At 35.4% G+C, this 15,721-nt stretch carries 12 protein-coding genes; 6 read left to right on the top strand and 6 right to left on the bottom strand.

Annotated features, from left to right (window positions below; all coding sequences use genetic code 11):
- Nucleotides 1–296: 296 nt before the first annotated feature.
- Nucleotides 297–773, bottom strand: a complete 477-nt coding sequence (locus ACEN2H_RS03585; RefSeq protein WP_441730484.1) for a cupin domain-containing protein — start codon at nt 771–773, stop codon at nt 297–299.
- 440 nt (nt 774–1,213) lie between these two features.
- On the opposite strand from ACEN2H_RS03585, the gene ACEN2H_RS03580 reads away from it, so the two are divergent.
- From ACEN2H_RS03580 to serB, 4 genes are all read left to right on the top strand, one after another.
- Nucleotides 1,214–2,539 (top strand): trigger factor, encoded by a 1,326-nt coding sequence (locus tag ACEN2H_RS03580; RefSeq protein ID WP_441730482.1) that lies wholly within the window; start codon nt 1,214–1,216, stop codon nt 2,537–2,539.
- 358 nt (nt 2,540–2,897) lie between these two features.
- Complete coding sequence (gene clpP, locus ACEN2H_RS03575) at nt 2,898–3,572, top strand: ATP-dependent Clp endopeptidase proteolytic subunit ClpP (RefSeq protein WP_441730480.1); 675 nt, start codon at nt 2,898–2,900, stop codon at nt 3,570–3,572.
- 72 nt (nt 3,573–3,644) lie between these two features.
- The gene (clpX, locus tag ACEN2H_RS03570) at nt 3,645–4,877 is read left to right on the top strand and encodes an ATP-dependent Clp protease ATP-binding subunit ClpX (protein ID WP_441730478.1); all 1,233 of its coding nucleotides are present in this window, start codon (nt 3,645–3,647) and stop codon (nt 4,875–4,877) included.
- A gap of 164 nt (nt 4,878–5,041) precedes the next feature.
- Nucleotides 5,042–6,283 carry a phosphoserine phosphatase SerB gene (serB, locus tag ACEN2H_RS03565; RefSeq protein WP_441730476.1) on the top strand — a complete coding sequence of 414 codons (1,242 nt, stop codon included), beginning with the start codon at nt 5,042–5,044 and terminating at the stop codon, nt 6,281–6,283.
- A 49-nt stretch (nt 6,284–6,332) separates the two neighbouring features.
- Here serB and ACEN2H_RS03560 read toward each other — a convergent pair whose 3' ends face one another.
- Nucleotides 6,333–6,482, bottom strand: coding sequence for a hypothetical protein (locus ACEN2H_RS03560; RefSeq protein WP_441730474.1), 150 nt, complete (start codon nt 6,480–6,482; stop codon nt 6,333–6,335).
- The gene (locus tag ACEN2H_RS03555) at nt 6,483–8,009 is read right to left on the bottom strand and encodes a GH3 auxin-responsive promoter family protein (protein ID WP_441730473.1); all 1,527 of its coding nucleotides are present in this window, start codon (nt 8,007–8,009) and stop codon (nt 6,483–6,485) included.
- A 187-nt stretch (nt 8,010–8,196) separates the two neighbouring features.
- Between ACEN2H_RS03555 and ACEN2H_RS03550 the strand changes: the two genes are divergently transcribed.
- Nucleotides 8,197–8,991 (top strand): DUF2797 domain-containing protein, encoded by a 795-nt coding sequence (locus ACEN2H_RS03550; protein WP_441730471.1) that lies wholly within the window; start codon nt 8,197–8,199, stop codon nt 8,989–8,991.
- Nucleotides 8,992–9,032: 41 nt separating this feature from the next.
- On the opposite strand, the gene ACEN2H_RS03545 is transcribed toward ACEN2H_RS03550, so the two are convergent.
- Both ACEN2H_RS03545 and sppA read right to left on the bottom strand, forming a co-directional pair.
- Nucleotides 9,033–11,657: an AsmA family protein gene (locus tag ACEN2H_RS03545; protein ID WP_441730469.1), complete on the bottom strand. Its 2,625-nt coding sequence runs from the start codon at nt 11,655–11,657 to the stop codon at nt 9,033–9,035.
- Between the two features lie 217 nt (nt 11,658–11,874).
- A complete protein-coding gene (gene sppA / locus ACEN2H_RS03540) occupies nt 11,875–13,635 on the bottom strand; it encodes a signal peptide peptidase SppA (protein ID WP_441730467.1) in 1,761 nt (586 codons plus the stop codon).
- 135 nt (nt 13,636–13,770) lie between these two features.
- On the opposite strand from sppA, the gene folK reads away from it, so the two are divergent.
- The gene (gene folK / locus ACEN2H_RS03535) at nt 13,771–14,907 is read left to right on the top strand and encodes a 2-amino-4-hydroxy-6-hydroxymethyldihydropteridine diphosphokinase (protein WP_441730465.1); all 1,137 of its coding nucleotides are present in this window, start codon (nt 13,771–13,773) and stop codon (nt 14,905–14,907) included.
- A 3-nt stretch (nt 14,908–14,910) separates the two neighbouring features.
- Here the strand turns inward: folK and ACEN2H_RS03530 are convergent.
- On the bottom strand, nt 14,911–15,721 hold an 811-nt coding region (locus ACEN2H_RS03530), incomplete at its 5' end, for a T9SS type B sorting domain-containing protein (protein WP_441730463.1).

Here is a 15,721-nt window from a genome sequence, read left to right as displayed (position 1 = left end):
AGTTTTAAAGTCTGAAGACTTAATTCCGACCTTGGTTTGTAAGCTGATTTTTAGAAGAGATCAAAGTCAGGAGACTTTGCGCAGCTGCACAGGAAGACTTTGCGCAGCGGGCTTTTAGAGGTTTTATATTGGAATAGTTTTGTAAAGTATGAGCAACAATACATAGTTTTAAAGTCTGAAGACTTAATTCCGACCTTGGTTTGTAAGCTGATTTTTAGAAGAGCTCAAAGTCAGGAGACTTTGCGCAGCTGCACAGGAAGTCTTTGCGCAGCTGGGTTTATAAACTTTGATGATTTTCAATTGCTTTTAAGCCTTTGGGCTACCTTGTCATAATATTCTTGCGTCACTATTTCAGTCCAAGTAGTTGGCTGTTCACCACCATATAAAGCCAAATAAGTTACAGTACTAAACTTGCTTGAAGAATGCCAGTGTTCGATATCTTTCTCACATTTAATTATATCACCTGTTTTCAAAATTACAGGTTCATTTCCTCTCTCCTGATAATAGGCTTCTCCTTTAACAATTATTAAGACTTGTGCAGAACTGTGTTTATGCCAATCCAAGGTTGAGTTGGCTTTAAAGGTTGCTTTTGTAATATTATAGCCCAATTCTTTGTCATCGTGAATAATGGCATTCAACCAAGCTTCTCCTATATAATGAGTATTTGGTGCTTTTGTACCCTCTTTTAGATAGGAGTAGACCTGATAATCATAATTTTGGGAAAACACAGATACAGAGGCTAATATTAACAGTGAGAAAGTTAAATTTTTCATTTTTTTTTTTTTTTTCTATTTCGGAGTTTGACGCTTGAGTACAACTAGTATATAGGTTTGCAATAATCACACCTATCATCCCTATTTATGATAGCTAGATCTGACTAAAATCTGACCTTACTAATTATCAAATATATACTAATTATTTTATAAAACACCAAAAGGTTTTTTTATTGCTGGGCACTCCTTCAGCGTGAAGGATGGAAGTGGAGCTCTTTATTGTTTTGTCCCGCAGGGCAAAACAATAAAAGCGGGAACGAACAGCCTGACCCTTGCGGTCACGCCCAAAATAAAGGGAAGGCAGCTGATTTTTGGACTTAGAATTGGCTGAAATTCCATAGCATTCCTAGGCTTGAGGATAGGGGATAAAAAAGCTTGGTTGGCTTAGATATATTTTCTAATTTTGCAGTCGAATTTTATCATGTAAATTAAAGAAGAAGATGGATATCAAAAGAGTAGCTATTGACGCAGTAAATGAAACAATTGTAATGACAATTGTGCACATGGACTATAAAGGTCAAGTACAAAAAAGAATAAACGAAAAGATGCCTTTGGCAACCGTTAAAGGATTTAGAAAAGGCGCTGTGCCTAAAGATCTTGTTGAAAAACAATACGGTAAAGCAATAAAACAAGAAGAAGTTCAAAAAGTGGTTGATTTAGCTTTAGAGCGTTTCGTGCAAGCGGAAAGATTAAACCTTCTTGGAACGCCACTTCCTAAAGTAGACGAACATTTTGATTGGACTGCTGAAGAATTGGTTTTTGAATATGAAATCGGTTTAGTTCCTGACTTCACATTAGACTTAGAAGCTAAAAACGATATCGTGAAATACATCGTTTCTGCTGACGACAAGATGATTGATGGTCAAGTAGAACGTATCCAAAAACAATTTGGTACTGCAATTCCTCAAGAAGTTGTAGTTGCTGGATCAGATTTGACTGGAACTTTTACAAACGAAGAAAAAGAAATAAACAACGAAACAACAATCTCTTTGGATGTTTTCAAAGACAAAGCGACTGCTGATAAATTCATTGGTAAAAAAGTAGGTGATGTTGTTACCGTAAACACCAAAGATTTATTTGAAGATGCACATCAATTGATGGACGTGATGAAAGTAGGTCATGATGATGTTCACGATCTTGCTGTTGATGTAGATTTTACAATCTCAGCAATCAATACAACTGAAGTAGCTGAATTGAACCAAGAGTTGTTTGATAAACTTTTTGGACCTGGAGCTGTAGCTTCACTTGATGAGTTGAAATCGAAGATCAAAGAAGATGCTGAATCTCAATTTTTGGAGCAATCAAACCAAAAGTTATTGGCAGATGTTACTGAATTCTTGATCTCAAGTACAAAATTTGACTTGCCTTCAGAATTTCTGAAAAAATGGTTGCAAACTGTTGGAGAGAAAAAATTATCACCTGAAGAAGCTGAAGTTGAATATGCACGTTCTGAAAGAGGATTGCGTTTTCAATTGATTGAAGGTAGAGCAATGGCTCAGTCTGACATCAAAATCACTTTTGAAGATTTGAAAGCATTTACTACAAAAAATATCCGTCAACAAATGGCACAATTCGGACAAGCAAATCCTACGGACGAAGAAGTTCAAGGAATTGTTGCAAGAGTTTTGTCTAATCAAGACGAAGTAAAAAAACTTTCTGACCAAGTTGTGGCTGAGAAGTTATTGGAATTGTTTAAAGAAAAAGCAAACCCAACAACAAAAGAAGTTACTTACGACGAATTTATTGCTGCGTCTTACGGAGAATAATTTCTAAAAATTAAGTATATTTGAGCGGCAAAGGAAATTTCTTTTGTCGCTCTTTTGTTTGAATTAACTGTCAGAAGCTAATCCAGCTTTTCGTTGCAAGTTTTTTTAACTGTTTTAGTTTTTATTCTTCTCGTAAGAGCTTCTTGCAGTCGCTTTACAAAAATGAAAAAACTAATAAACAGTTTGCCAAAAGCTTTTTACTAAAAACGAAGTTCACTGAACTCCGATGAAAATAAATGCCAATGAGGTAATCGGGGCTAAAAAGAGGACATTTTGACATCATTAGTAAATAGGTATGACCTTTGCTTTAGATAAAAGAAGACACTATAATAAACGTTAAACTTAGAACACCAAAAATATGAACTACGGTAAAGAATTTAAAAAATTTGCTACAAAGGACCACGGAGTAAATGCGATGTATTACGATAAAATCGTTGGTGCAATGACTCCTACAAACATGACTCCTTATATCATTGAAGAACGTCAGCTGAATATTTCGCAATTAGACGTTTTTTCGAGATTGATGATGGACAGGATTATTTTTCTGGGAACAGGAATTGATGACCAAATTGCAAATATTGTTCAAGCACAATTATTGTTTCTTGAAAGTGCAGATGCTTCAAAAGACATTCAGATTTATTTGAACTCCCCTGGAGGAAGCGTTTATGCAGGATTAGGGATATATGACACGATGCAATACATCAAACCTGATGTAGCAACAATCTGTACAGGAATGGCTGCTTCTATGGGAGCGGTATTGTTATGTGCAGGTGCAGAGGGAAAACGTTCTGCATTGCCACACTCAAGAGTAATGATTCACCAACCATCAGGAGGAGCACAAGGTGTTGCGACTGACATGGAAATCAACTTGAGAGAAATGTTGAAACTGAAAGACGAATTGTATAAAATCATTTCACACCATTCTGGACAAACATTTGATAAAGTACACGGCGATAGCGAACGCGATTACTGGATGATAGCTGAAGAAGCAAAAGCATACGGAATGATTGATGAAGTGTTGAAAAAAGGATAAATAAAGTATTCAGTATTCAGAAGGCAGTATATAGACTGACCACTGAAAGCTGACCACTGCTAACTATAAAAGATGGCGAAAGAGAAATTAGAATGTTCATTTTGTGGGAGGAAGAAACCGGATACCCAACTGTTAATTGCAGGAATAGATGCACATATTTGTGATAAATGTATCGAGCAAGCACATGGAATTGTTTTGGAAGAAACAAAATCAGGTGATGGCTCAAAAACATTAGGGGATCTTATTTTAAAGAAACCAAAAGAAATCAGGGCGTTCTTAGACCAATATGTTATAGGTCAAGACCAGACTAAAAAAGTAATGTCAGTAGCGGTTTACAATCACTACAAACGTTTGATGCAACAGCAACAAGAAGATGAGGTGGAGATTGAAAAAAGTAATATCATCATGGTAGGTCAAACAGGAACTGGTAAAACTTTGGTTGCTAAGACCATTGCTAAAATGCTAGATGTTCCTTTGGCAATCGTAGATGCAACAGTTCTTACTGAAGCAGGTTATGTAGGGGAAGATGTCGAAAGTATCTTAACCCGTTTGCTTCAGGCAGCGGATTATGATGTAGCCAAAGCGGAAAGAGGAATTGTGTTTATTGATGAAATTGACAAAATTGCTCGTAAAAGCGATAACCCATCTATTACTCGTGATGTTTCCGGAGAAGGAGTACAGCAAGCTTTACTGAAATTATTGGAAGGAACAGTTGTAAACGTGCCGCCTAAAGGAGGACGTAAACACCCAGACCAAAAATTTGTAGAAGTGAACACCCAAAACATTTTGTTTATCGCGGGTGGTGCTTTTGACGGAATCGAAAAAATTATTTCGAAACGACTGAATCGTCAAGCTGTAGGGTATTCGACTTCAAAAAATGTTGATAATATTGACAAAGAAAATTTGTTGCAGTACATTATCCCAAAGGATATCAAAGATTTTGGATTAATCCCTGAGATTATTGGCCGTTTGCCAGTATTGACGCACATGGATCCATTAGACAGAGAAACCTTAAGGGCTATTTTGACACAACCTAAAAATGCATTGATCAAACAATATACTAAATTGTTCCTGATGGATGAGGTTGAGTTCACTATCAATGATGAGGCTTTGGACTTTATCGTTGACAAAGCACTAGAATATAAATTAGGGGCACGTGGATTGCGTTCGCTATGCGAGGCGGTCTTAACTGATGCCATGTACGAATTACCAAGTTCTGATGATAAGACACTGGAAATTGACGTGAAATATGCAAAAGAAACCCTAAATAAGAATTTGTTAAAAAGATTGGAAATCGCTTCATAAGGATTGCGTTTTTCTCAAAAATATAAACCTGTTCAGTCATTTGAACAGGTTTTTTTGTGTATAATTTAAACTATTTGTTATTGTTTGAAAAAACAAACATTATGTTTTTTTATAAACGGAAGAATACCGATTTTTGTTGGCAGTAAATCAATAGTAAAACAAAAATGATAGTAGAAGATAAAGAAATTATTTTATTAAAAGTTTCGGGTCAGGACAAACCTGGGGTAACTGCCGGTTTGACTTCTATATTGGCTAACTATGATGCTATTGTTTTAGATATCGGACAAGCAGATATTCATGATACCTTGTCTCTTGGTATTTTGTTTGAAATAAAATCGGGTTCCTCTTCAGGACCTGTTTTAAAAGACTTATTGTTTAAAGCCTATGAATTAGGTATCAAGGTTAAATTTATTCCTATTACTATTGCTGATTATGAAATTTGGGTAAAGACACAACACAAGCAGCGCTATATTATAAATATCCTGGGAGAAACATTGACGGCAGTACAATTGTCTGCTGTGACAAGAATCATGTCTGACCAAAATTTAAATATCGATGCCATAAAAAGGTTAACAGGTAGGGTTTCCATTCTTGAAAAAGAGGAATTTCCTCGTTCTTGCGTACAATTATCTGTAGCAGGACATATTGAGGATAAAAACTCGATGACTGCGAGTTTTATGGAAATTTCTAGAACTCTAAATGTAGACATTTCTTTTCAGGAAGACAATATGTATAGAAGAAACAGACGCCTAGTGTGTTTTGATATGGATTCTACCTTAATACAGACAGAAGTAATTGATGAGTTGGCAGATTTAGCAGGGGTCGGTGAGCAGGTGCGAGCCATTACAGAATCAGCTATGAATGGTGAAATTGATTTTAGCGAAAGCTTCAAACAGCGCATGGCTTTGTTAGAGGGTTTGAGTGAAGACGTGTTGAAAACAGTTGCTGAAAATCTACCAATTACGCAAGGAGCGCATCGCTTAATGAAAGCCTTAAAATATTACGGCTACAAAACCGCTATTTTGTCGGGAGGTTTTACTTATTTTGGTCATTACTTACAAAAGGAATTGGGGATTGATTACGTTCACGCCAATGAATTAGAAATTATAGACGGTAAGTTGACCGGTAAATATTTAGGTGAAATTGTCGATGGTAAAAAGAAAGCAGAATATCTAAAAGCCATTGCCGAAAAAGAAGGTCTACATATAAATCAAACTATTGCTGTGGGTGATGGTGCTAATGATTTACCTATGTTGAACCTAGCAGGTTTAGGAATTGCTTTTCATGCTAAACCAACGGTGAAAGAAAGTGCTTCTACTTCAATATCAAGCCTTGGTTTGGATGGGGTTTTGTACCTTTTAGGCTATCACGACAGGCATATTGATATGATGGAAGAATTACCATAAAACTGTATTAAAAACCTTGGTTTCTTTGAATGGGGCTTTTGTGTGTGTTTTATACCTTAACGGAAGCCGCTTGTTTAGGTTTTTGAGCTTCTTGTTTTTCGGGGGTTTCACAAATTCCTCTTGCTCCACAACTCATTCTATGTGGTCCACAAGAGACTAACATAAAAATAGCAAATAATAAGGGGATTATTTTTATCATTTATAGGATTACTTTGGATTGCATGTTTTTTAACTGTTCTAAATAGTCTCTCTGGTTCGACAGTCTGGGAATTTTATGCTGACCGCCTAATTTGTTACGGTCTTTTAGCCACTCATAAAACAGATTTTCACGAGCTATGTTTAATACTAACGGGTTAAGGGTCATATTATTGTGTCTTTTAGCCTCGTAATCCGAATTGATTGACTGTATTGTTTCATCCAGCACTTTTTGAAACAACGCCATGTCTGCCGGTTTCTTTTTGAATTCAATCATCCATTCATGCGCTCCTTTTTCCCTGTCTATCATAAATATGGGGGCGACGGTGTAATCAACTATTTCAGAATCAGTTACTTTGCAGGCTTTGGCAATTGCTTGATCTGTGTTTTCCACCATTAACTCTTCGCCAAAAACATTGATGTGGTGTTTAGTCCTTCCCGTGACCCTAATTCGATAAGGACTCAATGAGGTAAAACGCACAGTGTCCCCAATTAAATAACGCCATAATCCGGAATTGGTAGTAATTACCAGCGCATAGTTTTTAAACAATTCTACATCTGCCAATCGGATGGTCTTTTGATCCATTGTCCCAAAAGTATCCATTGGGATAAACTCGTAAAAAATGCCGTAGTCCAACATCAACAATAGATCACTAGAGTTGTTGAGGTCCTGGATGGCAAAAAATCCTTCGGAAGCATTGTATATTTCGTAATATTTAAAATCCCTATGGGGGAGTATTTTTTTGTACTGTTCACGGTAAGGCTCAAAACTTACGCCACCGTGAAAATAGACTTCTAGATTAGGCCAAATTTCAAATAGATTTCCTTTGCCGGTATCTTCAAGCATTTTATTCATTAGAACGAGCATCCAAGATGGGACGCCCGCAAAACTGGTGACATTTTCTTTTTTGGTTTCATTAATTATGGCTGCAATCTTTGCTTCCCATTCACACATAAGTGAAATCCGGTTGTTTGGTGTACTGCTATACTCAGCCCAAATAGGCATGTTTTCAATCAATATTGCAGATAAATCGCCAAAAAAAGTATTGTTATCTTCATATATTTGAGCGCTTCCACCAAGGCGAAGACTTTTTCCAAGAAAAAGCTGCGAGTCCGCATTGTTATTTAAATACAAGCATAATAAATCTTTACTTCCTTTGTAATGGCAGTCTTCCAGTGCTTCGTTGCTCACCGGAATAAATTTGCTTTTTGCATCGGTTGTACCGCTGGATTTTGCAAACCATTTTATTGGGGTTTCCCAAAAAACATTTTGTTCACCTTTACGAGTTCTCTCAATCTGCGGTTGTAACTCTTCATAAGTAGAGATAGGAACTCTGTCTGCAAAAGTAGCGTAGGAGTTAATTGAAGCATAATCATATTCTTTACCTAAAACAGTATTTTTTGATGACTGAATTAAATTCATAAGTAATTCTTCCTGAACTTCATTGGGGTATTTTATGAAAAGCTCAATCTGATGGATTCGCTGTTTCAAAACCCAAGAGGCAAATGAATTGATTAACTGTATAGGCATTTTAGAAGCTAAGATTTTATAATTAGGTTTTTGCAATCAGGATTTGAATATCAAATAACAAATACTAACTTTACAACATCACCAAAAATAGTAAAAAAATATAGAACTCCTAACAATCGCTCGCCAATTCAGGGTTTAAAAGGCGAACTTATTGTGAATTAGGAGCATTAGAAACGAAATATAATTTATGCAATACGAGGGAGTACTAAAAAAAATGCAAACTGAATTGGGAAATCCGATTCAATATTATTTGGTTTTTGAGGACAGTTTTTTAAATGTGAATCAATTACTGAACAAAAAAATTGAAATTAATTTTTCAGGTTACCAATGTTTGAATTGCGGGAAAAAGAAAAAAATATATCGTCAGGGATTCTGTTATGATTGTTTTTATTCTAGTGCATCGGTCGGAGATTGGATTATGAAACCAGAACTGAGTACCGCTCATCTTGGCATTCAAGACAGAGATTTGGCATATGAAGAGAAAGTACAACTGCAACCCCATATCGTTTATTTAGCTTTGTCAAGCGAGGTGAAAGTAGGGGTAACTAGAAAAACACAAGTGCCCACAAGATGGATTGATCAAGGTGCGATTCAGGCTATTTCGATCGTTGAAGTTCCCAATCGCTATTTAGCAGGAATTACAGAGGTAGCTTTAAAAGACCATTATGCGGATAAAACCAATTGGCGTAAAATGTTGACAAATTCTATTGAGCATATTGATCTTATGGAAGAAAGGTTAAAACTCGAAAAGATATTACCAACAGAAGTGCAGGAATATTTCTTTTTGAACAAAAATGATTTGTATGAAATGCACTATCCCGTTATGGAGTATCCGACCAAAGTAAAAAGTTTAAGTCTTGAAAAAACTCCGACTTTTGAAGGTAAATTAACGGGTATAAAAGGGCAGTACTTACTATTTGAAGATGGTACAGTCTTCAATATCCGCAGTTCCGAGGGATATGTCGTGAGGATTTCGGTATAAAAGAAAAGCCCAAAAGTTTATTACTTTTGGGCTTTTTGATATTAGTTTACTTTGGTAGTGTCTACAACTTTTTTCTTTCGCTTAAACAGCCCCTGGAGCAAATCGTTTGCTTTTGTTTTTACTTCTTCGACAGCTTTTGTTTTAATCTCCTCTTTTGTTACTGGAACAATTGTTTTAGTGCTGTCAGCGGGTTTCTGGTTTTTAGTAATGTAATTGCTTAAAGCGGAAGTTCCTTGAGTTAACAATCGCTGCTTTTGTTGTGCTACTAATTGGTTAGTTAGGTTTGTCACGGCACTTTTTATATCGGTAGTGATTTTAGGATTTGTAAAGTTTCCTGTCAAGACTGCATTAATGGGGATGCTTTGCATTTTTGCTGCATCAGCTGGAGTTAATTTAGCTATTAATGCATTGGCTTCTGTTCCAAGATATTTGGCTGGAACATCAAATTTTAAATTGTAGTTCATCTTCTGGTCAAAACCATGACTTCCGCCAATAGTAGCTTTAATATCCTTGTAATTGATGTCAAATGGCTTTACGTTTACCATTCCGTCTTTGAAGGTTATTGCTGCTTTTAAGTTGTTGAAATCAAGCTTGCTAACATCGATAAATTTCAAGTTGGAACCTAATGCAGTCAACAAGGTCGAATTACTTGGATTTACGTTAGTCGAAAGAAGTCGTCCCAGCAAATCACCGGTCAATGTTTTTAAATCGGGACTCAATGTTTTGTCGTTTAGAAACCCATTCAATTTTATGGTTGAATTTAATTTTCCATTTATAATTCCCGCAATTGGCGCAATCTTTTTTAGCATCTCCAGTTGGGTAAACGATTGTGCAATGTCCAATTCGTTTAGTCCCAGATTCATTTCAAAAGTAGGGGTTTTTCCTTTTGTGGAAACGGCACCGTTCAATCCGATTGTCCCACCAAAAATGGAGCTTTTTATATTTTCTAATGTCAGTTTTTCGTGTTTGACAATCAGTTTCCCAGATACGTCTTTCAAAGTCAAATTATCATACAGCACTGTATTTGCTTTTGCTGTAAGCGAGCAATTTAAGAAGGCAGGGATTTTCATGGCTTCTGTTTTTTTCGACGCCGTTTCACTATCTTCTTCCGTAGTCATGAAATCACTAACAGTAAATTGATTGGAATTTAAGTTAAAATTCCCTTTCAACTCTTGGTTTTTAAAAATGAAACCATAAAAATTCTCCAAAACTCCAGTTACGCTAAGGTCGCTTTTTCCAGTTGTCGCATTAAATTGTTTCAAATTGACCATGCTAGGATTAAACTGTACCAAAGCATTACTAATATTCATTGTTTTGCCGTTTTCGTCAGCGTATTTAAAATCAGACAGACTCATTGTACCCGTATTTTTAATATTTGCGTATTGACTTTTTTCAACTGAAACCATATCAAATTTAGTGGTCACATCGGCTTTCAATATTCCGGTCAAAGGTTTGTCTAATTTTATAGGATAGGCCTTGGATAGGTTGGCTAAATTTATAGTTCCTTTCAAAGCGGCATCAACTATGGCATTCTGGGTGATGTTTGTAATATTCGCATTGGCATTAAAAATATCCTGATCTATTTTAAAAGATAGTTTGTCTAGATTAATGTAAGTGTCATTTAAAATCCCCGTCTCATTGATGATTTTACTGTCAATTTGGATGTTTTCAACAGATTGGGGTAAATTCGGATATTTGAATGAAGCGTCCTTCGATGTGATCGCGACATTGAATTTAGGGACAGTGGCATCTGAATATAGCCCTTTTGCAAAACCGGCCACCTTAAAGTCTCCTGTTGTTTTTACATTATCTAAACTTGAGGCGTAGGTCGCGGGTATGATACCTAAGAAATTTTTGAAAGAAGAGGTCGGGGTTTTGAATTTCAAATCATATTCCTGGCCGGCGTCAACCAGCTGGATAAACCCATCAAATTCTAATGGCAATTGATTTATTAACGCTTTGTTTTCTTTGAAGCTGTATTTGCTTTTTTCTAAATCGATGCCCAAAACGGCGTCCAAAGTTAAAGGAACATTGTTCATATAGTTGACTTTGTCCATATCTAGTGTAATTTTCGCAGTAGACTTTGTAACTAAATCTAGTTTTGAAGCTGCGAAGTCTCCGGTACCTTCATGATTTATGCTGTCGATTAGCATTTTTATTTTTGAAACTTCATCAAAGTACTTGAACTTGAAACTTTCAAATTTATAGTTTTTAATGTTTAATGCTAATGGACTGCTTTTTTCATCAGTGCTTACTTTGTCCTTCAAGGCGATGTCATAGTTTCCAACGCCATCTTTATTGAAAAGGATGTTTATTAGTCCGTTTTTTGAGCTGATTCCCTGAATGTCGATGGCTTCATTTTTTCCTTTAAAAAGTTCCTTAATAGACATTTTTAAATTTAATTCCTCAAGAGAAATTAAGGTGTCTCCTTCAAATGGGGCTTTGTTGATAATTAGCAATTGATCTAGGGTGACATTTGCATTGGGAAAATTTTTAAAAAGACTTAAATTGGCATCTGCAAAACTAACTTTTGCATCCACTTTTTGATTGATGGCATCAGTAATTTTGGCTTTTATTTCATCTTTAAAAAAGTAAGGAATTGCAAATAATGAGACAATAACTAAGATGATTATAACTCCAACGACTTTTAAAATGTTTTTTAACATAAGGTATTATGTTTATTTCTGTTTGTTAAGCAAAAACGCTTCTGTAATTAATTATAAAAATAGTCTTTTATGAATTAGTCGTCCACTAAAGTTTTCTTAAATAATTATATTTTGTTGTTTGAGATCTGAAATTATGGTTGGTTATTTAGGAATAATTAGTCCAAAAAAAATCCGTTTGAAAAGCTTTCAAACGGATTTTTTAGCGAGAAAAGACTTTTTATCGAATATTGATTTTAAACGGCATCATAGTCTGAACTCCTTTTTGGGATTGCATTCTTTTTATTTCCTGCAGTACTTTATAATTTTCTTCTCCTAATTCCTCTTTTATGAATGATTCTTTGGATTGTGCAAAGGGTAAATTCGCTAACAGATCTTCCAGCTCTTTATCGTATTCGGGATAATTACGGGTATTGTATTTTTTTACTTTGGCTAAAGTTGCCGCTTCCTTGATCGCATCATTTAATCCGCCAATTTTATCTACAAGCCCGATTTTAATGGCTTGAGATCCAGACCAAACTCTTCCTTGAGCAATGGAATCTACTTGTGCAAAAGTCATTTTTCGTCCTTCGGCAACATGGGTCACGAAAGTACTGTAAATATGTTCTACTCCTTCAAGTGTTACTGCTTTGAATTTATCGCCCAATGGAACAAACGGGCTGTAGCCAGCAGAGTTCTCATGAGTATTCACCTGCTCTGCGTTGATTCCAATTTTTGAGGTCAGTTTACTAAAATTAGGCAATATTCCGAAGACCCCTATTGAACCTGTAATAGTGGTGTTTTCCGCAAAGATTTTGTGTGCATTACAGGCGATATAATAACCACCCGAAGCAGCATAATTTCCCATGGAGACTACTACGGGCTTTAGTTTTTTGGTCAATTCAACTTCTCTCCAAATTAAATCTGAGGTCAATGCGTTTCCACCCGGACTGTCGACACGAAGTACGATTGCTTTTATGTTTTTATTTTCTCGTGCTTCCTGCAAAGAGCGACGCATGGATCCTTCGCCTATTGTATTGACATCCCCTTCACCGCTTTGGATTTCTCCTTGTGCATAGATAATAGCTATTTCATCTTTAGCGTCATTTATTTTTGAGGTGGTCATCGCTTTTTTAGTATAATCGAAGATGCTGATTTTATTGTATTCTTCGTTTTTTTCTACTTTTAAAGCTTTTCTAATGGCATCATGATAGACATCTTCATAGGCTATAATATCTACTAAATGTTGCTCTTTTGCCATTTCTGGAGTTCTGGCTAGAAGACCATTGGCTATCTCGTTTAGTTTATTTATAGAGATATTCCTGCTTTTTGAGATTTCTGCAGCAACTGAATTCCAAATAGAATTTAATAAAGCCGAAGTCTGTTCTCTGTTAGCATCACTCATTTCGTTTGCTAGAAAAGGCTCTACAGCGCTTTTGTATTTACCATGACGGATCACTTCCATTTTTACGCCAGATTTTTCCTGAAGATCTTTGAAAAATAATATTTCAGCAGACAATCCTTTGAAATCCATTTCACCTACAGGATTTAGATAAATGGGACTAGCGACAGAATTAAGGTAATATTCTTTTTGCGAATAAGAATTGGCATAAGCCATTACAAACTTTCCAGACTTTTTGAAGCTTTCCAGTTTATCCCTCAAGGCTTTGCTTTGCGCCATTCCTAAAGAAGACTCGTCATTTAAAATGGAAATTCCTTTGATGTCGCTATCAGTTTTAGCGTCTTCGATGGCACTTATTACGTCAGTTAAACCCACACTTTTTTTGTCTGAAAATATATTTATCCAGGGGTCTTTGTATTTTCCAGCATAATCATATTTTATGTTTTTTAGATCCAATTCAATTACTGAGTTGTTTTTGACTGTTACCGTTTCAGGTTCCCCACCAAAAATGGCAACTATAATCAGGATTCCAAAAAAGAATAACATTAAAAAGACAAATAAACCTATAATGGTTGCAAATACATTTCCTAAAAACTTCATAATTATTTTTTTTTAATAAGTAGCAAAAAAGGGTGGATTGTTACAGTTTTTATTCACAATATCCGAATTTAGTTACCAACACTTTATGCAAATATAGTTCTATTCTGAAATTCTTTTAGTTAATTTGCGCTTAATATGAAATCACAGCATCAGGTCATTTTATCGCTAGGAAGCAATCAAGGGAATCGGCTTGAAAATGTGAAGGACTGTATCGAATTATTACATCAGGAGATTGGAACGGTTATTAAGGTATCCAAAATATATGAGACTCCCTCCTGGGGTTTTGAAAGTGACCCATTCTACAACTGTGCCTTAGTTTTAAATACTTTTAGTTCAGCGCATAGAATTCTTACTCAAGTTCTAAAGATTGAAAAAAAATTAGGCCGAATTCGCAATCAAAGGAAAGGATATCAATCTCGAATTATAGATGTCGATTTGATTGCTTTTGATAATGTTATTATCGAAACCGAAAAACTTCAAATTCCACATCCTTTGATGCAAGATAGGAAATTTGTTTTGTTGCCCATTCAGGATTTAAATGTGGACTGGGAACATCCTGTTCTCAAAAAATCAATTGCAACTTTGCTTCAAGATTGCCCCGATAAAAGTAATTGTGTAATGGCACATCATTTAATAAGTCCATTAGAGAATATTTCGTTCGCTCAATTTAATTATGTTGCTTTCGAAGGGAATATAGGGGCAGGAAAGACTACTTTGGCTACTAAAATTTCGGAAGATTTTAATGCTAAGACAGTTTTGGAACGTTTTGCCGACAACCCCTTTTTGCCAAAATTCTATGAAGATCAAAATAGGTATGCCTTTCCGCTCGAAATGTCATTCCTTGCTGACAGGTACCAACAGCTATCAGATGATTTAGCTCAATTTGATTTGTTCAAAGATTTTTTGGTTGCCGATTATCACATATTCAAATCATTAATCTTTGCCAAAATAACCCTGGCGGAAGACGAATATCGATTGTATCGAAACCTTTTTGATATTATTTACAGAGAGATGCCCAAACCCGACCTGTATATTTACTTGTATCAAAACTCGGAGCGTTTGCTGCAAAACATCAAGAAAAGAGGCAGAAGCTATGAGCAAAAAATCCCAGCAGAATATTTGGACAAAATCAATAGTGGCTATCTGGATTACATAAAATCACAAACAGAACTGAATGTTTTAATAATTGATGTTTCGGATAGGGATTTTGTGAAAAATCAAGAGGATTATCTTTATGTTTTGGATGAAATAAAAAAGAAGATTTCTTGTTGAATTTTATCTTTTTAATGTAAAATGTCCCGTAAATCTTTTACCCTCAATAATAATGACATACCAATAGTCATCAGATGGTAAGTTTTCACCTTTAAAAATTCCATCCCAACTGAACGCACTATTTTTTGAGAATTTTAGTAACTTCCCGTAACGATTGAAGATAGAAACTTCAGATGAGCTATAAACTTCGATACCTGCCAAACTAAACTTATCTTTAATACCATCATTATTTGGGGTGAAAAATTTTGGAATATAGAAATGTAAATACTCCAATGATATTGTGTTTAAACAATTTTGCTGTTTTACAAATATATTATAAAGCCCACCATCAACATTTGAGAATAGATTACTAGATTGATAAACATTTCCGTCTAAAGAATATATAAAATCTCCCGTATTTGATGTGGTTATAATGATGTTATTACCATCAGAAATTACATTTTCAATTATGGGTGTTTCTAAAAGCGTCACGTTAAAAATTTTTGTTTCAAAAGAACAAACCCCACCAGTAATATCAACGGTGAAAGTTCCTGCACTATTAATAGTTATATTATTTGTAATAGCTCCTGTACTCCAAGCATAACTCGGATTAGACATATTTGTTTGCGTTTGTAACGTTAATGTTGAGTCTTTACATAATTCTAGATTTTCCTCAGTTATATTTCCAGGTTGGGTCCCGTTGTTATCCCAAATACAAGTGGTCGCATTAAAAGCCCAGTTGTCCCAACAGTTTACATCAGCTGGTATTGGATTTTGAGTTCCTGCGTTATCCCATGAACAAGTTCCGGAGTTAAATACGAAGTTATCCCAACAG

The sequence above is a fragment of the Flavobacterium sp. W22_SRS_FP1 genome (genome assembly GCF_052113685.1).
GTDB lineage: Bacteria > Bacteroidota > Bacteroidia > Flavobacteriales > Flavobacteriaceae > Flavobacterium.
Note: the sequence above shows the minus strand (reverse complement) of the source record. Positions and strands in the feature narration are given on the sequence as shown.